This is a genomic window from Variovorax sp. AC103 (genome assembly GCF_979254005.1).
This window is the reverse complement of the sequence record NZ_CEEDFC010000002.1, coordinates 270,435-286,795: the sequence shown is the minus strand read 5'-3', so window position 1 is coordinate 286,795 and position 16,361 is coordinate 270,435. Positions and strand designations below refer to the sequence as shown.

The 16,361-nt window shown below is 68.4% G+C and carries 15 protein-coding genes; 9 read left to right on the top strand and 6 right to left on the bottom strand.

The annotated features are described in order from the left end of the window. Nucleotides 1-108: 108 nt before the first annotated feature. Entirely contained in the window at nucleotides 109-1,512 is a 1,404-nt protein-coding gene (locus AC0IYU_RS03985; RefSeq protein ID WP_472113286.1) for a sensor histidine kinase, read from the bottom strand. Nucleotides 1,513-1,543: 31 nt separating this feature from the next. Continuing rightward, the gene (locus AC0IYU_RS03980; RefSeq protein WP_435439843.1) at nucleotides 1,544-2,233 is read right to left on the bottom strand and encodes a response regulator transcription factor; all 690 of its coding nucleotides are present in this window, start codon (nucleotides 2,231-2,233) and stop codon (nucleotides 1,544-1,546) included. Between the two features lie 139 nt (nucleotides 2,234-2,372). Between AC0IYU_RS03980 and AC0IYU_RS03975 the strand changes: the two genes are divergently transcribed. The 5 genes from AC0IYU_RS03975 to AC0IYU_RS03955 are packed head-to-tail and all read left to right on the top strand — an operon-like array spanning nucleotide 2,373 to nucleotide 6,362. Next, nucleotides 2,373-3,233, top strand: a complete 861-nt coding sequence (locus tag AC0IYU_RS03975; protein WP_472113284.1) for an alpha/beta hydrolase — start codon at nucleotides 2,373-2,375, stop codon at nucleotides 3,231-3,233. Between the two features lie 35 nt (nucleotides 3,234-3,268). Further along, nucleotides 3,269-3,553, top strand: coding sequence for a phosphopantetheine-binding protein (locus tag AC0IYU_RS03970; protein WP_472113282.1), 285 nt, complete (start codon nucleotides 3,269-3,271; stop codon nucleotides 3,551-3,553). Then, complete coding sequence (locus AC0IYU_RS03965; protein WP_472113280.1) at nucleotides 3,550-4,833, top strand: beta-ketoacyl-[acyl-carrier-protein] synthase family protein; 1,284 nt, start codon at nucleotides 3,550-3,552, stop codon at nucleotides 4,831-4,833. Before AC0IYU_RS03970 ends, AC0IYU_RS03965 begins: the two co-directional genes overlap by 4 nt. 36 nt (nucleotides 4,834-4,869) lie before the next feature. Next, nucleotides 4,870-5,997: a sterol desaturase family protein gene (locus AC0IYU_RS03960; RefSeq protein ID WP_472113627.1), complete on the top strand. Its 1,128-nt coding sequence runs from the start codon at nucleotides 4,870-4,872 to the stop codon at nucleotides 5,995-5,997. A 44-nt stretch (nucleotides 5,998-6,041) separates the two neighbouring features. Next, nucleotides 6,042-6,362 carry a GNAT family N-acetyltransferase gene (locus AC0IYU_RS03955; RefSeq protein WP_472113277.1) on the top strand — a complete coding sequence of 107 codons (321 nt, stop codon included), beginning with the start codon at nucleotides 6,042-6,044 and terminating at the stop codon, nucleotides 6,360-6,362. 30 nt (nucleotides 6,363-6,392) lie between these two features. Here AC0IYU_RS03955 and AC0IYU_RS03950 read toward each other — a convergent pair whose 3' ends face one another. Then, complete coding sequence (locus tag AC0IYU_RS03950; protein ID WP_472113275.1) at nucleotides 6,393-8,633, bottom strand: heavy metal translocating P-type ATPase; 2,241 nt, start codon at nucleotides 8,631-8,633, stop codon at nucleotides 6,393-6,395. Nucleotides 8,634-8,776: 143 nt separating this feature from the next. On the opposite strand from AC0IYU_RS03950, the gene AC0IYU_RS03945 reads away from it, so the two are divergent. Next, nucleotides 8,777-8,971, top strand: coding sequence for a heavy-metal-associated domain-containing protein (locus AC0IYU_RS03945; protein WP_435486605.1), 195 nt, complete (start codon nucleotides 8,777-8,779; stop codon nucleotides 8,969-8,971). After that, nucleotides 8,968-9,366 (top strand): Cu(I)-responsive transcriptional regulator, encoded by a 399-nt coding sequence (gene cueR / locus AC0IYU_RS03940; RefSeq protein WP_472113273.1) that lies wholly within the window; start codon nucleotides 8,968-8,970, stop codon nucleotides 9,364-9,366. Before AC0IYU_RS03945 ends, cueR begins: the two co-directional genes overlap by 4 nt. Nucleotides 9,367-9,471: 105 nt before the next feature. On the opposite strand, the gene AC0IYU_RS03935 is transcribed toward cueR, so the two are convergent. Beyond that, on the bottom strand, nucleotides 9,472-10,431 hold the full coding sequence (locus AC0IYU_RS03935; protein ID WP_472113271.1) for a YcjF family protein: 960 nt from the start codon (nucleotides 10,429-10,431) through the stop codon (nucleotides 9,472-9,474). A gap of 566 nt (nucleotides 10,432-10,997) precedes the next feature. On the opposite strand from AC0IYU_RS03935, the gene creB reads away from it, so the two are divergent. Both creB and creC read left to right on the top strand, forming a co-directional pair. After that, the gene (gene creB / locus AC0IYU_RS03930; protein ID WP_472113269.1) at nucleotides 10,998-11,792 is read left to right on the top strand and encodes a two-component system response regulator CreB; all 795 of its coding nucleotides are present in this window, start codon (nucleotides 10,998-11,000) and stop codon (nucleotides 11,790-11,792) included. Beyond that, complete coding sequence (gene creC, locus AC0IYU_RS03925) at nucleotides 11,789-13,240, top strand: two-component system sensor histidine kinase CreC (protein ID WP_472113267.1); 1,452 nt, start codon at nucleotides 11,789-11,791, stop codon at nucleotides 13,238-13,240. The genes creB and creC overlap by 4 nt, the downstream gene beginning before the upstream one ends. Nucleotides 13,241-13,245: 5 nt before the next feature. On the opposite strand, the gene AC0IYU_RS03920 is transcribed toward creC, so the two are convergent. Both AC0IYU_RS03920 and AC0IYU_RS03915 read right to left on the bottom strand, forming a co-directional pair. After that, nucleotides 13,246-13,851 carry a hypothetical protein gene (locus AC0IYU_RS03920; protein ID WP_472113266.1) on the bottom strand — a complete coding sequence of 202 codons (606 nt, stop codon included), beginning with the start codon at nucleotides 13,849-13,851 and terminating at the stop codon, nucleotides 13,246-13,248. Nucleotides 13,852-13,948: 97 nt separating this feature from the next. Then, on the bottom strand, nucleotides 13,949-16,357 hold the full coding sequence (locus AC0IYU_RS03915) for a penicillin-binding protein 1A (RefSeq protein ID WP_472113264.1): 2,409 nt from the start codon (nucleotides 16,355-16,357) through the stop codon (nucleotides 13,949-13,951). Nucleotides 16,358-16,361 lie beyond the last annotated feature (4 nt).

The window sequence follows — 16,361 nt, the reverse complement described above, 5'->3', positions numbered from 1 at the left end:
CCCCCCCCCCCCCCCCCCCCCACGACGGCCTCCACGCCCACGCGGCGCTTCATCGAAGGCCTGCCCCCATCCCCGCCTTCCCCCGGAAGGGGAAGGAGCAAGACAGCGCTACGCCACCTCGCCGAACGCCACGCTCACGCGCAGGCCCGTCGGCTCCGCCGCTTCCAGCCGCAGCTCCGCCCCCAGCAGCTCCGCATAGCGCGACACGATCGACAGCCCCAGCCCGGAGCCCTGCCCCAGCTTCTGCCCTTCCGGCCCCTGCGCCCAGCGCTGCATCAGGTCGCGCTGCGCCTCCAGCGGAATGCCGGGTCCGTCGTCGATCACGCTCAGCGTGCGGCCCGAGAGCTCGACCGTGATGGTGCGTCCGCCATAGCGCAGCGCGTTGTCGATCAGGTTGTCGAGGATGCCTTCGACCAGCGCGTCGTTGGCCATCACGACCACGCCGTCGTCCAGGCCGCGCGCGCCCAGGTCGACGCCGCGCGCATCGGCCTTCGCCAGGTGCCGCAGCACCGTCTGCTCGGCCAGCACATCGAGGCGCACCGGCACGCGCTCCAGCCCCGCGCGCGCCTCTTCGGCCAGCGCCAGCGCCAGCAGCTGGTCGATCAGGTGGCTCGCACGCGACTGCCGCTCCGACACGCGCTCCAGCTGCTCGCGCCACACGGCCGTGTCCTGCTGCGCCAGGCCGTACTCGGCCAGCGCACGAATGCCCGCCAGCGGCGTGCGCAGCTCGTGCGCCACGTTGCCCACGAACTCGCGCTGCGCCTGCACGCTCTGGTCGAGCCGCTCGAACAGCGCGTTCACCGCATTGCCCAGGCGCTGCAGCTCGCGCGAGGTTTCCGCCACGGCCACGGGCGACAGGTCGTGCACGTCGCGCCGGTCGAGCGCGCGCTGCAGTTCGCCCAGCGGGCGCAGGTCGCTGCGAATGCCGTACCAGAGCCAGATGGCGAGCAGCATCAGCAGCAGGATCTGCGGCGCCAGCGCATAGCCCAGCAGCTGGCGCACCAGCGCGGTCCGGCTCAGCGTGGTCTGCGCAATGATCACGCGGTAGGGCATGCTCAGGTCGGGCTCGGCGTCGTGCTCGAGCACCACCGCGCGCAGCACGCTGCCCTGGTAGTCGATGTCCGAGAAGCGGTAGCGCGCCCCATCGACCGGCAGCGGCGCCTGCAGGCCCGACTGGCCCGAGATCAGCGTGCCGTCCAGTCGCTGCACCGCGAAGTACACCTTGTCGACCTGGTCGAACAGCACGGTGGCCACTTCGCGCGGCGTGAGCAGCAGCTCGATGCCGCGCTCGCCCGCCTGCACGTTGGCCGACAGCGCATACGCGTCGTCGAGCATGCCGCGGTCGAAGGCCTGCTCGGAAAAGTAGTTGGCGATGACCAGCGCGATGACCGCGCCGACCATCCAGGTGAGCGCCAGCGGCACCAGCACGTTGCGCAGCACGCGCCGCGTGAGCGACGGTGCCTGTCTCGCTTTCTTCGGCTCCTGCAGCCGTTCTTTCGCGAACGCGGTCACTGGATCGATCGCCGGGTCGGCAAGGCGCGGATCACACCTCGGCTTCGAGCAGGTAGCCGATGCCGCGCAGCGTGCGGATGCCCGCGCCGGTGCCCTGCAGCTTCTTGCGCAGGCGCGAGATGAAGGCCTCCAGCGCGTTGTCGCCCAGCGATTCGTCGAAGCTGGACAGCTTGTCGGACAACGCGCGCTTGCTCACCGTGCGCCCCGGCGGGCTCATGAGCTCCCACAGCACCTCGAACTCGCGCGCCGGCAGGTCGAGCGGGCCGCCCGCGGTGGAGAAGCGCCGCGCCTTGCGGTCGAGCTTGAGCTGTCCCAGCAGCACGATGTCCTCGGTGCCCTTGGCGCGGCGCACCAGTGCGCGCAAGCGGGCCTCGACCTCGGCCAGGTCGAAGGGCTTGCCGAGGTAGTCGTCGGCGCCGGCGTCGAGGCCCGCGATGCGCTCCTCGGTGCGCCCGCGCGCCGTGAGCACCAGCACCGGCGTGCGGTCGCCGCGCGCACGCGCCTGGCGCAGCGCGGTGAGGCCGCTCGCGAGGCCGCTGGTGGGGCTGGCGGTGGCGGGCAGGTTGAGGTCGAGCAGCACGGCATCGAAAGGCTGCACGCGCCACAGGTGGTCGGCGTCTTCGACGTTGGTCGACACGTCGACCCGATGGCCTGCGTCCGCAAGGCTGCGGACCATCACGTCGCGCAGAACGGCGTCGTCTTCGACAAGCAGAATTCGCATGGTGTTTTGAGTGGTGAGGGGGTAATCTGCCCTGCGAATGATGGGTCAGCGGCCCGTCAGTCGCTCCAAGCGATAAACGCTGCATGAGCATACGACAGCCACACGAAACACGGGCCACTTTCATGGCCTGTGCCGCGCGATGAGTGCACGCGAACCCTCCGATCAGCTGAGCATCGTTCCTCCCGAGGTGCAAGGCACGGCGGTGGTCCTGCTGCACGGTCTGTGCAGCACGCCTGACGAGTTGCTGACCGTGCAGTCCGCGCTGCGCAGCCGCGGCTACCCGGTGCACCCGATGTCGATCGAGGGCTACTCGTTCGACGCCGGCGCGCCGATGCAGCGCGCGGCGCCGTACGAGCGCTGGATCGACGCGATCCACGCGAAGGTGAAGGCGCTTCGCGTGCAGCACGACCGCGTGCTGCTGGTGGGCATCTCGGCCGGCTCGTCGCTCGCGCTCGGCGCGGCCATCCGCTGCGGCAGCGACGTCGATGCGCTGGTGCTCATGTCGACCACGCTGCGCTTCGACGGCTGGGCCATTCCGCGCACGCAGTTCCTGCTGCCGCTGGCCTTCTACACGCCGCTCGGGCGGCTGTGGCAATACCGCGAGCGCCCGCCCTACGGCGTGAAGAACGAGCGCGTGCGCGCCTGGATCGAGCGCGAGCTGCGCCACCGCAAGGTCTCGCGCGCGGGCAGCTCGGTGATCGGCGTGGGCCACCTGCGCGAGCACGACCGGCTCATCCGCCACGTGCGGCGCAACCTCCACAACGTGCAATGCGGCAACGTGCTCGCACTGCATGCCCAGCAGGACGAGGTGGCCAGCGTGGCCAATCTCGACATCCTCGCGCGCGGCCTGCGCTGCCGCGCATTCCGCACGGTGGTGGTCGCGAACAGCTACCACATGATCACGATCGACAACGACCGGCAACAGGTCATGCGCGAAACCGTGTCGTTCGCCGATGCGGTAGCGCATGGCACGATGCCCGAGCATCCGCTGTACGCCTGAACCCTTCCGACCCCGCCTGAAAGGAAAGCATTCCCATGTCTTCTTCCCCCACTTTCAACAGCATCGCCACGATCCTGGAGGCCGACTTCCGCGTCGAGCGCTCGGCCATCTCGCCGGCCACCGCGCTGTCGGACCTCGGCCTGGACTCGCTCGCGCTGATGGAGTTCGTGTTCGCCGTGGAAGACGCCTTCCACCTGCGCATTGCCGAAGACCGCCTCGACCCGCGCGAAGCCGGCATCACGCTGCAGCGCCTGTGCGAAGTGATCGACGCGGAAAGCGCCGGTGCCGTGGCAGGCCAACCCGCAGAAGCTACCGCATGAGCAGCGGTGCCGCCCACGCCGTACTTGCCGCCTCGGCCGCGCGCGCTGCATCGGCGCCCGTGCGCGTGAGCGGCATCGGTTTCGTCACGCCCATCGGGCGCACTGTGGAGGCCTTCGACGAGGCCCTGTTCGCGGGCCGTTCGGCCGTGCGTTCGCACACGCTGGCCATCAAGGGCATGGACACCGTGCAGCTGGCCGTGGCCGCCTGCGAGTTCGACTCGAACGGTGTGCGCAGCACCTCCCGCCTGCCGCTGGACCGCGGCACCGCCATGGCGCTGGCCGCCGCGCAGGACGCGGCCTGCGAAGCAAAGCTCGACCTCGATGCGCTCGACCGCGACCGCCTGGGTGTCTTCTGGGGCAGCGGCCTCGCAGGCGCCGGCACCTTCGACAACACCACCAGCGCGCTCTACGGCGAACAGCGCCGCATGCGCCCGACCACTGTGCTCACCGTGATGCCCAACGCCGCGGTGGCGGAGCTGGCGCTGCACTTCGGCGCGCGCGGCTCGGCCATTGCGTACGCCTGCGCCTGCGCCTCCTCGGCCGTGGCCATCGGCGAGGCGATGCGCGCCATTCGCGGCGGCTGGATCGACGTGGCCATCGTCGGCGGCCACGACGCCATGCTCACGCCGGGCGTGATGGCCAGCTGGAACGCCATGCGCGTGATGGCACCGCCGCCGGCCGACGCGCCCTCGACCGCCTGCCGCCCGTTCTCGGGCGACCGCGCGGGCTTTGCCATCGGCGAAGGCGCCGCAGCCCTGGTGCTCGAATCGGAAGCGCATGCGGCCGCACGTGGCGCGCAGGCCGCGCCCTTCGTGCTTGCGGGCTACGCCACCAACTGCGACGGCACCCACATCACCAACCCCGACAGCGCGGGCCAGGTGCGCGCCATGCGCGCCGCACTGCGCGACGCGGGCATCGAGGCGGCCGACGTGGGCCACATCAACGCGCACGGCACCGCCACCTCGGCCGGCGACGCCGCGGAGGCCGCGTCGATCCGCGAGGTGTTCGGCACTGGCACGCCGGTCAGCGCGACCAAGTCGATCCACGGCCACGTGCTCGGCGGCGGCGGCGCCATCGAGCTGATTGCGGCGCTGCGCGCGCTGGCACGCGAGACGCTGCCGCCCATCGCCAACCTCCAGGCACCGGACGCCGCGTTTGACCTCGACTTCGTCCAGGGCGAGGCGCGCGAGGCCAAGGGCATCCGCTACGCGCTGTCCAACTCCTTCGCCTTCGGCGGCACCAACGCGGTCATCGTCGCCGGCCGTGCCGTGCAAGACTGAAGATTCGCTGAACGCTTGCTGAAAAAAAAGAACACGGTGCATCGGCTGGTCGTTTTCGTGGTGCCCGTGTTCGCATTGCTCATGGCGTGCGAACTCGCCTGGGGCTGGCTCAGGCAGCGCAACACCTACCGCTTCGCCGACACGCTCGGCAGCCTGAGCCAGGGGCTGTTCAGCCAAGCGCTCGCGGTGTGCACGCAGCTGTTCCAGATCGGGCTGTACGCCATGGCCTATCCGCTGGTCGCCGTGTGGACGCGGCCCGGCTTCTGGGACAGCGCCCTCGGCTGGGTGCTGGCCGTGCTGCTGTTCGACTTCTTCGACTACTGGCTGCACCGCGCGGGCCACGAGTCGGCCGTGTTCTGGGCCGCGCACTCGGTGCACCACCAGAGCCAGCACTTCAACTTTTCCACTGCGCTGCGCCAGGAAAGCACCGTGGCCTTCCTGGGCTGGGCCTTCTACCTGCCGATGGCGGTGGTGGGCGTGCCGCCCGAGCAGTTCGGGCTGGCCGGGCTGATCGTGCTGGTCTACCAGTTCTGGATCCACACCGAGCACATCGGCAAGCTCGGCTGGTTCGACCGCGTGTTCTCCTCGCCCTCGAACCACCGCGTGCACCACGCGGTGAACGACGGCTATGTGGACCGCAACTACGGCGGCATGCTGGTGGTGTGGGACCGCATGTTCGGCACCTTCACCGAAGAAAAGGAGCCCTGCGTGTACGGCACGCGCAAGGCGCTGGCCAGCTTCGACCCGATGCGCGCGATCCTCGGGCCCTATGTGCCGCTGCTGCGCGACGCATGGCACACGAAGCGATGGCAGGACAAGGTCGCGGTGTGGTTCAAGCCGCCGGGGTGGCGGCCGGCCGATGTGGCGGCGCGCTTTCCCGAGCCGCCGTTCTCGCTGGACGAAGCCCGGCGCATCCACGCGCCTGCCCTCACGCGAGCGCAGTCGGCCTCGGCTTCGATTCACTTCGCCTGCTGGGTTGGCATGACGCTGGCCTTTCTGTGGCGCGCCGACGACCTCGCATTCCACACCGGGCTGGCCCTGCTCGCCTTGTCGGTCGGTGGCTTCTGGGCCATTGGCGCGGTGCTCGACGCGCGGCTGCGGCTGCGGTGGGCGTGGTGCGCGCAACTGCTGTTGCTGGCGCTGTCCGCGCTGCTGCTCGCCTGAGCCTCGCTATGCTCGGCGGCTTCACCGCTTCGAAGCTTCCCCTCATGCGCAGGCTGGCCACCCCTGAAGACCTCGACGCCGTCTTCGCCCTCTACATGCACGAGAAGGTCGTGCCCTTCCTGGGCTACGACCCGATGCCGCTCGACGACTTTCGCCCGGTCTACCAGGCATTGGTCGACAGCGGCTGCTTCTTCATCTACGAGCGCGAAGGAAAGATGGCCGGCTTCTACCGTGCCACGCGCTACCCGGGCCGTGTGCAGCACGTGGCCTGCCTGGGCACGCTGGCGGTCGCCCCCGAATTCCACGGCCAGGGCATCGCGCTGGCGATGCGGACTGCATCGACGAGTACGTGTTGGCGCTGCTGATCGACTGAATGAACGCCGGGGGCAACAGCGTTAGGGCTTCCAGCGCCGCAGCAGCAGCGCATTGGCCATGACGCTCACGCTCGACAGCGCCATCGCCGCGCCGGCGACCACCGGGCTCAGCAGGCCGAAGGCCGCGAGCGGAATGCCGGCCACGTTGTAGGCAAAGGCCCAGAACAGGTTCTGCCGGATCTTCGCCACCGTGCGTGCCGACAGCTCGAAGGCCTGGGCCACCAGCGCGAGGTCGCCACGCATCAGCGTGATGCCGGCGGCTTCCATCGCCACGTCGGTGCCGCCGCCCGAAGGTGCCATTGCCATGCCCACGTCGGCCGCGGCCAGCGCGGGCGCGTCGTTGGCGCCGTCGCCCACCATCGCGACGACGTGCCCGTTCTTTCGCAGCGCGCCGACCTGCGCCGCCTTGTCGGCCGGCAGCACGTCGGCGCGCACGTCGCCCGCATCGATGCCCAGCCGCGCCGCCATGGCCTGCGCCGCGCGCAGGTTGTCGCCGGAAATCATGACCACGCGCAGGCCGCGCGCACGCAGCGTGCGAACCGCCTCGGCGGCCTGCGGCTTGGGCTCGTCAGCGAAGGCGAGCAAGGCCTGCGCATGCGCGGTGCCTGCTTCGTCGAAACGAAGCAATGCGGACACGGTGGCGCCTTGCGACTGCAGGCCGTCGATGTCGGCGGCCTCGGGCATCGCGTCGAGCTCGTGGCACCAGCGCAGGCTGGCGATCGCCCAGTTGACGCCGTCGACGTCGCCGCGCACGCCGCGACCCGGCCACGCCTGCATCGCGCCCAGCGCTGGCGCCTGCAGCTCGCGCTGCGCCGCGGCGGCCAGCACCGCCTTGGCCAAGGGGTGTTCGCTGCCGCCCTGCAGGCTCGCGGCCGTGGCCAGCAATTCGTCTTCGCTGGCCTGCGTGCCCGCCAGCACCACCAGCGCGGTGAGCACCGGCCGGCCGACGGTCAGCGTGCCGGTCTTGTCGAACGCGACGGTGTCGACGCGGTGGGCAATCTCCAGCGCGCGCGCGTCCTTGATGAGGATGCCGTGGCGCGCCGCCACGCCCGTGCCCGCCATCACCGCGACCGGCGTGGCCAGCCCCAAGGCGCACGGGCAGGCAATGACGAGCACGGCCACCGCATGGATGAGCGCGGTCTCGATGCCGGCGCCCGCCACCAGCCAACCGGCGAGCGTGACCAGCGCAATCACCAGCACCACCGGCACGAACACGGCCGCGACCTTGTCCACCAGCCGCTGGATCGGCGCCTTCGCCGCCTGCGCGTCCTCGACCAGGCGGATGATGCGCGCCAGCACGCTCTCGGCACCGACCGCGCGCACCTCCACGACCATGCGGCCGTCCCCGTTCACCGAACCGCCGGTCAACGCATCGCCCGGGCCCTTGGCCACGGGCAGCGGCTCGCCGGTGAGCATCGATTCATCGACTTCGGACTGGCCTTCGACCACCCGGGCATCCGCCGGCACGCGCTCGCCGGGCCGCACCGCGAGGCGGTCGCCCACCATCACCTCGGCCAGGGGCACGTCGCTTTCCTTGCCGCGCAGGCCCACCAGGTGCGCCACCTCGGGCCGCAACTGCTGCAGCGCACGGATGGCCGAGGTGGCCTGGCGCTTGGCGCGCGCCTCGAGCCACTTGCCGAGCAGCACCAGCGTGATCACCACGGCCGAGGCCTCGAAGTACAGGTGCGGCATCGCGCCGTGGCCTGCGTGCGCACCGGTGGCTGAACGCCACCACAGCCACAGCGACAGCCCGAACGCGGCGCTGGTGCCGAGCGCGACCAGCAGGTCCATGTTGCCGGTGCGCGCCCTGGCCGCATGCCAGCCGGCGCGGTAGAAGCGCGCGCCCAGCCAGAACTGCACCGGCGTGGCGAGCAGCAGTTGCACCCAGGGCGGCAGCATCCAGTCCTGTCCGAAGGGTTCGCCGAGCATGGGCGCGAGCAAGGGGATCGACAACGCAATGCCGGCCGCGACGGGCGCGAAGCCGTGCCACGGCGACAGCGCCGCGGCTTCGTCGGCCGCGGTGCTCGCCGCGCGCGGCTCGTAGCCTGCGGCGCGCACGGCGCGGCGCAGGCGAACGTCCATGTCGTCGCTGCCGGGTGTGGTCACGACGCGGGCAGACTCCGTCGCCAGGTTCACGCTCACGTCCTGCACACCGGGCACGTTCTTCAGGGCGCGCTCGACGCGCATGACGCACGAGGCACAGGTCATGCCGCCGACCGAGAGGTCGAGGGTGGCGGCGGGGGATGGCTGCAGGTTTTCCATGCGTTCGAGGCTAAGGCTTCACACGATGGCAAGGTCAAGCGGAGAATTTCAGTGCCCCTTCGCTGGACATTGACATCGTGAGAGGGTTCAGACTGCAGCCTCTTACCGGTCAACCATTCATCCACTTCGAAGGAGTCAGAACAATGAGCCAGAAATTCCAGGTCACGGGCATGAGTTGCGGTCACTGCGTGAGCGCGGTGCAGAACGCAGTGCAGACGGTGGACCCCGAAGCGCAGGTCACGGTCGATCTGCAGACGGGTCACGTCGACGTGCTGAGCGAACAGCCGCGCCAGGACCTCGTGGTCGCGATCGAGAACGCGGGCTACGCCGTCCAATGACCGGCACGGTCGCCATCGGCGAAGCGGCGCAGCGCTCCGGCGTGTCGGCCCGCATGGTCCGGCATTACGAAGGGCTGGGCCTGCTGCCGGCGGTGGCACGCACCGAGAGCGGCTACCGCCAGTACGGCGAGGCCGACATCCACACGCTGCGCTTCATCAAGCGCTCGCGCGACCTGGGTTTCTCGATGGAAGAAATCGCGGAACTGGTCGGCCTGTGGCACAACCGCCGCCGCGCCAGCGCCAGCGTGAAGCGCATCGCCCAGAAGCACCTGGGCGAACTGGAGCAGCGCATTGCGGACATGCAGGCGATGCGCAACACGCTGTCCCACCTGGTGCACTGCTGCCACGGGGACGCCAGGCCGGATTGCCCGATCCTGGACGACCTCGCGAACTAGGCACTCCGCCAGGCTGCGCGCACTTCGTGTCGCTTCTCCTTCCCCCTCGCCGGGGACTGCACCCGGTGGCCCGGCAAGGCCGGTTCCACGGTGTCTCCGGAAGGGTCAGGCGCCACGCACCAAAGACAGCACCTTGCCCGCGTCCAGCGTGCGGGCCTTCTCCTGGATCGCCGGCAGATATTGGGTCTGCAGGCTCTGCCCTTCCTTGACCACGCCCGAGAACGCTTCCTTCAGCATCTGCGTGGAAAGCGTGCGGCCGCCCGCGTAGTACCGCTTGGCCACATGGCCCAGCGCATAGGTCGAGGCAAAGCTCATCCCCGAACTCACGGCCTGGTTGCCCAGCCCGCGCAGCAGGCCACCGCCGACCTTGCCGAGCAAACCGCCGAGCAGCTTGCGCCCGGCCTGCTCCAAATACTGCGAGGTCAGGCCCACGCCGACCGTGGCCAGGAAGTCCTTGATGTGGCCGCTGTCGAGCTGGTAGCCGTGGGCCTGCCCGATGCGGTAGACCAGCTTCATCTGCAGCGGAATGATCGCCATGGTCGACAGCGTCTCGGGCAGCAGTTCGAGCGCGCCGTTGAGGATCGCGGCATTGAGGATCGATTTGTCGAGCTCGGCGGCGTCGGGTGCAGGCGCGCCGGGCAAATTCGGCGACGGCGACGCGGCAACCGCCGTGCCGGCCGCCGCAGCGGGCACCGCCGCCGCAATGTCTTCCGCCTGCTGCGAAAAGCCGACCGCTGACGCGTCCAGCCCCAGCGACGTGCGCACGTCCGCCAGGAACATGCGCTCGGCCTGCGACTGCGCGCCGTCCGCGTCGCACACGCACACCGCCATTTCATAGGCCAGCTGCCTGGATTCGCTGCTCTTCAACTCCGTGGCCACCGACGCCAGCGACACGCGCTTCATCAGCACGTCCTGGTAGAGCGTCGGCAGGTTCACGCCGTCGGCCTGCGACAGGCCCTCGGCGATCCGCTTGATCTCGGCGCGCTCGCGCTCGTGCTTCTCGCCATCGACAAAGGCAGCCAGCAGGCTCAGGGTCACGATCGACTTTGTTTCTGAAGGTGTCATTTTCGACATTTGGTAATAGGAAGGACCTTGTTGGGTTGCCGAAGGGGCGGGAAGGTTCCGCGCCCTGTTCTCCCCACAAACCTTGAGCAACTCTGTGGATAACCCTGGCACTTCCGTGTAGGGGTGTGACAAGTTGTTGATTTACAAAGGAAATCTACACATTGCCTTAATTTTGAGCAATGAATTTCTCTGCTCGAAAACCGTCTTTGGCAGATTTTCCGGAGGGCGTCAAAGGACAACTCTGGGGACAGTTTTTGCACAAGCCATGGCTTATCCACAGGGCAAAGCGGTTACCCAATGTTGTTCATTTGGCGGGTACACCTCGGAAGCGCAGCTGCGCACAGTGACGCAGGCATGACAACTCGTTGTCACATAACGGAAAAAGAGGCATGTCCACAGAAGAGTGCGACCCTTATCTACTACTACTAATTTGAATAAGAAGAATAAGAAGATAGGGAACAGGGAAAGCTGCGCGCAAAAAAAGGCCGCTAACGGCCGCGCCGGTCCACGGCGCCTTGGGCGCGAAGCTGTCCTCCCGGTTCTCTCCCCTCGCTACCATCCGGGGCATGAGCTTCAAACCCCGGATCCTGATTGCCGAAGACGAATCGGGCATCGCCGACACCCTGCAATACGTCCTGAAAAGCGACGGATTCATTCCGGTCTGGTGCGCCACGGCCGAGGAAGCCATCGCCCAGTTCGCGCAGGAACCGCCGGCGCTGGCCATCCTGGACATCGGATTGCCCGACCTGAACGGCTTCGAGCTCTTCAAACGCCTCCAGGCGCTGAACCAGTCGATGGGCGGCCCGGAGGTACCGATGGTGTTCCTGACCGCCCGCAGCGACGAAATAGACCGCGTGGTGGGCCTGGAACTGGGTGCGGACGACTACATCGCCAAGCCGTTCTCGCCGCGCGAGCTGGTCGCTCGCGTGCGGACGATCCTGCGGCGCAGTGCCAGGAACGGCGCAGGAGCGTCGCCAGCAGCCGCGGCGGCAAACCATGGGGTGCCCCCTCAAATCGCGTCGCAGGCTTCTCCAGCGAGCCCGCAGGCGCCTGCAATGCCATTTCTGCTCGACAACGAGCGCATGCAGATCCGTTATTACGGCCGGCTGCTGGAACTCTCCCGCTACGAGTACGGCCTGCTGCGGCTGCTGGTGCAGCGGCCCGGGCGCGTCTTCACGCGCGACGAACTGCTGCAGCTCGTCTGGGACGACGCCAGCGACAGCTTCGACCGCACGGTCGACGCGCACATCAAGACCCTGCGCGCCAAGCTCAAGGCCGTCGCGCCGGACGTGGAGCCGATCCGCACGCTGCGCGGCACCGGCTATGCATTGAACGAAGAATTGCCCGCCAAAGTGTCGTGACTCGACGCACGCGGATCTTCATCGGCATCCTGCTGATCTACACGGCGGGCATCGGGCTGTTGCTTTACCGCGTCGTGTCGGACATCGATCCGCGCTACCGCGAGTCGGCCGAGGAATCGCTGGTCGAAACCTCTCAGCTCGTGGCCAGCCTGGTCGAGCAGGACGTGATTGCGGGCGCCATCAACACCGCGCGGCTCGAACCGCTGTTCCGCACGGTGTACGCGCGCGAGTTTTCGGCGCAGATCTACAACCTGCACAAGAGCCGCGTCGAACTGCGTGTGTACGTCACCGACCGCGGCGGGCGAGTGATGTTCGATTCGCTCGGCAGGCACCTGGGCGCCGACTATTCGCAGTGGAGCGACGTGAGCCGCACGCTCGCCGGCATGTACGGCGCGCGCACCTCGCGCGACGTCGACGGCGACCCGCGCACCTCGGTCATGTACGTGGGCGCGCCGATCCGCTGGAACAACGAGATCGTCGGCATGGTCAGCGTGGGCAAGCCGGTGCAGAGCTTCGGCCAGTTCGTGGAAGACGCGCGCGCCCGCACCATCTGGGTGGGCGTGGGCTCGGGGCTGGCGCTGCTGCTGCTGGCGGTGATCGTCTCGGTGTGGCTGGTGCGGCCCTTCGGGCTGATCCGCGACTACTGGACCTGGGTGCGCGCCCAGCACCGTCTGGGCAGCCTGAGCATCGGGCGCATGGCGCGCCGCGCGGTGGACGGCGTTCGCACGGGTTTCAGCGAAATGCGCGATGCGCTGACCGGGCGCAACTACGTGGCCGACTACGTGCAGACCTTCACGCACGAAGTGAAGAGCCCGCTGTCGGCCATTCGCGGCGCGGCCGAACTGCTGCAGGAACCGTCGATGCCGCATGCCGAGCGCGAACGCTTTCTCACCAACATCGAACGCGAGACGCAGCGCATCCAGGAAATCGTCGATCGCATGATGGAGCTCACCGCGCTGGAAACGCGCCGCAGGCTGGACCGCACCGAACCCGTGGCGCTCGCCGCGCTGATCGACGACATCGCACTCAGCGCGCAACCCGCGGCGGCCAAGCGCAACATCCGCCTGCTGGTGAACGTCCGCGACGACGCACGCACGGAAGGCGACCCGTTCCTGCTGCGCCGGGCCATCAGCAACCTGCTGGACAACGCCATCGATTTCTCACCGCGCGACAGCGAGGTGCTGCTCACGCTGGAAACCACCTCCAAGCTCGCACGCGTGAGCGTGCGCGACCACGGCCCGGGCATTCCCGAGTACGCGCAGGAAAAGGTCTTCCAGAAGTTCTATTCGCTCGCCCGGCCGCACAACCAGAAGAAGAGCACGGGGCTCGGGCTGGCGTTCGTGAAGGAGATCGCGGCACTGCACCGCGGCCGCATCGAGCTGGGCAACGCGTCGCGTGGCGGCGCGGTGGCGACGCTCACGTTGCCGCTGCTGTCGTCACATCACTGAGCGGGTCACTGACCCGTGAGGGCGCGGTACGCGTTGCGCGTTTCAGGGCTCACGGCGGCCAGCAACTGGTCGTAGGACGTGTGGTGCCGCGCCAGCATGCGCGCCGACGCCACGGTCTTCGACTTGCAGTACCAGTGGCAGGTGTGCTGCATCAGGAACAGCTCGGCCGACATGGTGAAAGCCTTCGACTTGGGCGTGCGGTTCGCGTCGTTGCGCGTCACGCCGGCCACGCCGCGTGCATGGATGCGCAGCGCTTCGCGCAGGTCGAAGCTCGCGGCCGGAAGAAGCTGCGTGGCCAGCGGGAGCGCCACCGGCAGCTTGCTCACGCGCGCGATGGGTTCCGGCACGCGCGCCATCTCGGTGGAGAAGCTCTCGAGCTGGCTGGCGATCTTTTCCTCGGTGGCGTCCAGCAGGTGCCAGATCTGCTGGCGGCGCTCGGCGTCGTCTTCGCCCAGGCAGCGCAGGTAGCCGGAGGTCAGGCTCTCCATGAGCCGCTCGATCTGGTAGCGGCCGAGGTGGCTGCCCAGGACGGCGATGCGCTGGCGCTGCTCCCGGGATTTGAGAATGTAGAAGCCGGCGGCAATCAATGCCACCAGGGTAAGAATTTCCATGGAATCGTGGGGAAGAAAAAGAGAAGGCGGGACGCAGCACCGAGTGTAGGCACCATGACCCGCCTGCTTTCCCCCGCCTGTTCGATGGCCGGGCGGGCTACCTGAAGAAATCCAGGATCTTGTTGCGCTCTTCGGGCTGCGGCGGCGCACCCAGTGGCGCGCCGGTGATTTCCTCCACCGGCGGTGGCGCAGTCTCGGTCTCCAGGCCCAGGCTCGCCACGTTGTGGCCCGGCGTGAAGTCGTCGAAGTACCACTCGCCGTCGACGTTCACCACGCCCGGTGGCTCTGGCGGTTGCGTCACCGGCACGCCCTGCAGCGCCGTCTGCATGTAGCCGATCCAGATCGGCAGGCTCAGGCTGCCGCCGGTCTCGCCGCGCACGCCCAGCTGGCGCGGCGTGTCGTAGCCGATCCACGCGATGCCGACCATGGTCGGCTGGAAGCCCGCGAACCAGGTGTCGAAGGAATCGTTGGTGGTGCCGGTCTTGCCGTAGAGGTCGTCACGCTTCAGGGCCTGGTGCGCCTTGAAGCCGGTGCCGCTCTTCACCACGCTCTGCAGCAGCGAATCCATGACGAAGGCGTTGCGTTGCGGAATGGCGCGGCGCGACTCGTCGAGCACCGGCGCCTCGGTTTCCATGAGGACCTTGTCGCGCAGGTCGGTGACGCGCGTGACCAAGTAGGGATTCACGCGGTAGCCGCCGTTGGCGAACACCGAATAGCCCACAGCCATCTGCATCGGCGTGACCGAGCCGGCGCCCAGGCCCATCGGCAGGTTGGCGGGTTGCTTGTCCTTGTCGAAGCCGAACTTGGTGACCCAGTCCTGCGCATAGGGCGCGCCGATCGACTGCAGCACGCGCAGCGTGACCAGGTTCTTCGATTTCATGAGCGCGGTGCGCAGCGGCATCGGGCCTTCGTAGGTGCCCTCGAAGTTCTTCGGCTCCCAGGGCTGGCCGCCGTTCTCGGCGGCGTCGAAGTGCAGCGGCGCGTCGTTCACCACGGTGGAAGGCGAGAAGCCTTTCTCCAGCGCGGCCGAATAGATGAAGGGCTTGAAGCTCGAGCCCGGCTGGCGCCAGGCCTGCGTCACATGGTTGAACTTGTTCTTGCCGAAATCGAAGCCGCCCACCAGCGCCTTGATGGCGCCGCTGCGCGGGTCCATGCCGATGAAGGCGCCCTCGACCTCGGGCAGCTGCGTGATCTCCCAGGTGTTCTTCGGCGTGCGGGCCACGCGGATCACCGCGCCGCGGCGGATCTTGATGTTCGGCGGCGCCTTCGCGGCCAGGCCGGACTGCGCGGGCTTCAGGCCTTCGCCGCTGATCTGCACGGTTTCGCCGTTGGCGCGCACCGCGTTGATTTCCTTGGCGTCGACATCCAGCACCACGGCCGCGACCACGTCGCCGTTGTCGGGGTGTTCGGCCAGCGCATCGTCCACGGCTTCGTCGACTTCCTTCTGCTCGGTCGGCAGGTCGACGAACTTCTCCGGGCCGCGGTAGGGCTGGCGGCGCTCGTAATCCATGATGCCCTTGCGCAGCGACTTGTAGGCAGCCGCCTGGTCGGCCGCGACCAGCGAGGTGTAGACCTTCAGGCCGCTGGTGTAGATGCTGTCGCCGTACTGCGCGTACATCATCTGGCGCACCGTCTCGGCCACGTACTCGGCGTGCAGGCGGCTAGGGTCGGCGGAATCGCGCAGGTGCAGTTCTTCCTTCTTCGCTTCGGCCGCCTGCGCGGCGGTGATGAAGCCGGTTTCCTGCATGCGGTCGATCACGTACAGCTGGCGCGCCCGCGCGCGCCGCGGGTTGGCCACCGGGTTGTTGGCGCCGGGTGCCTTCGGCAGGCCGGCCAGCATGGCGGCTTCGGCGATGGTCACGTTCTGCAGCGGCTTGCCGAAGTAGGTTTCGGCGGCAGCCGCGAAACCGTAGGCACGGTTGCCCAGGTAGATCTGGTTGAGGTAGATCTCCAGGATCTGGTCCTTGGTGAGCTGCTGCTCGAGCCGCAGCGCCAGCAGGATTTCGTACGACTTGCGGCTCAGCGTGCGCTCCGAGCTCAGGTACACGTTGCGCGCCACCTGCATCGTGATGGTCGAGGCGCCCTGCTTGCGTCCGCCCTTCAGGCTGGCCACGGCCGCGCGCAGGAAGCCCTTGTAGTCGACGCCGCCGTGGTCGTAGAAGCGCGCGTCTTCCACCGCCAGCACCGCGTCCTTCATCACCTTGGGAATGTTCGCGAAGGGCGTGAGGTTGCGGCGCTCTTCGCCGAACTCGCCGATCAGCTGGCCTTCGCTGGAGTACACGCGCAGCGGCAGCTTGGGGCGGTAGTCGGCCAGCTCCGACACGTCGGGCAGCTTCGGGTAGATGGCCACCACGGCCACGATGGCCGCGACGATGGCCACCAGCGCGCCGGAGCCCACCACGATGGCGCCCCACCCTGCGATGCGTTTCCAGCGGCGGTTCGGATCGCCGGAACGGCCATCGTCTTCAGGGCCGTCGGGAGGGGTGGAGCTTGAACGTTTGAACATAGGA

Bases quoted from the DNA above. Each gene is read 5' to 3' on its own strand.
- AC0IYU_RS03980 (WP_435439843.1), bottom strand. From the start codon at position 2,233: ATGCGAATTCTGCTTGTCGAAGACGACGCCGTTCTGCGCGACGTGATG.
- AC0IYU_RS03975 (WP_472113284.1), top strand. From the start codon at position 2,373: ATGAGTGCACGCGAACCCTCCGATCAGCTGAGCATCGTTCCTCCCGAG.
- AC0IYU_RS03970 (WP_472113282.1), top strand. From the start codon at position 3,269: ATGTCTTCTTCCCCCACTTTCAACAGCATCGCCACGATCCTGGAGGCC.
- AC0IYU_RS03965 (WP_472113280.1), top strand. From the start codon at position 3,550: ATGAGCAGCGGTGCCGCCCACGCCGTACTTGCCGCCTCGGCCGCGCGC.
- AC0IYU_RS03955 (WP_472113277.1), top strand. From the start codon at position 6,042: ATGCGCAGGCTGGCCACCCCTGAAGACCTCGACGCCGTCTTCGCCCTC.
- AC0IYU_RS03950 (WP_472113275.1), bottom strand. From the start codon at position 8,633: ATGGAAAACCTGCAGCCATCCCCCGCCGCCACCCTCGACCTCTCGGTC.
- AC0IYU_RS03945 (WP_435486605.1), top strand. From the start codon at position 8,777: ATGAGCCAGAAATTCCAGGTCACGGGCATGAGTTGCGGTCACTGCGTG.
- cueR (WP_472113273.1), top strand. From the start codon at position 8,968: ATGACCGGCACGGTCGCCATCGGCGAAGCGGCGCAGCGCTCCGGCGTG.
- AC0IYU_RS03935 (WP_472113271.1), bottom strand. From the start codon at position 10,431: ATGACACCTTCAGAAACAAAGTCGATCGTGACCCTGAGCCTGCTGGCT.
- creB (WP_472113269.1), top strand. From the start codon at position 10,998: ATGAGCTTCAAACCCCGGATCCTGATTGCCGAAGACGAATCGGGCATC.
- AC0IYU_RS03920 (WP_472113266.1), bottom strand. From the start codon at position 13,851: ATGGAAATTCTTACCCTGGTGGCATTGATTGCCGCCGGCTTCTACATT.
- AC0IYU_RS03915 (WP_472113264.1), bottom strand. From the start codon at position 16,357: ATGTTCAAACGTTCAAGCTCCACCCCTCCCGACGGCCCTGAAGACGAT.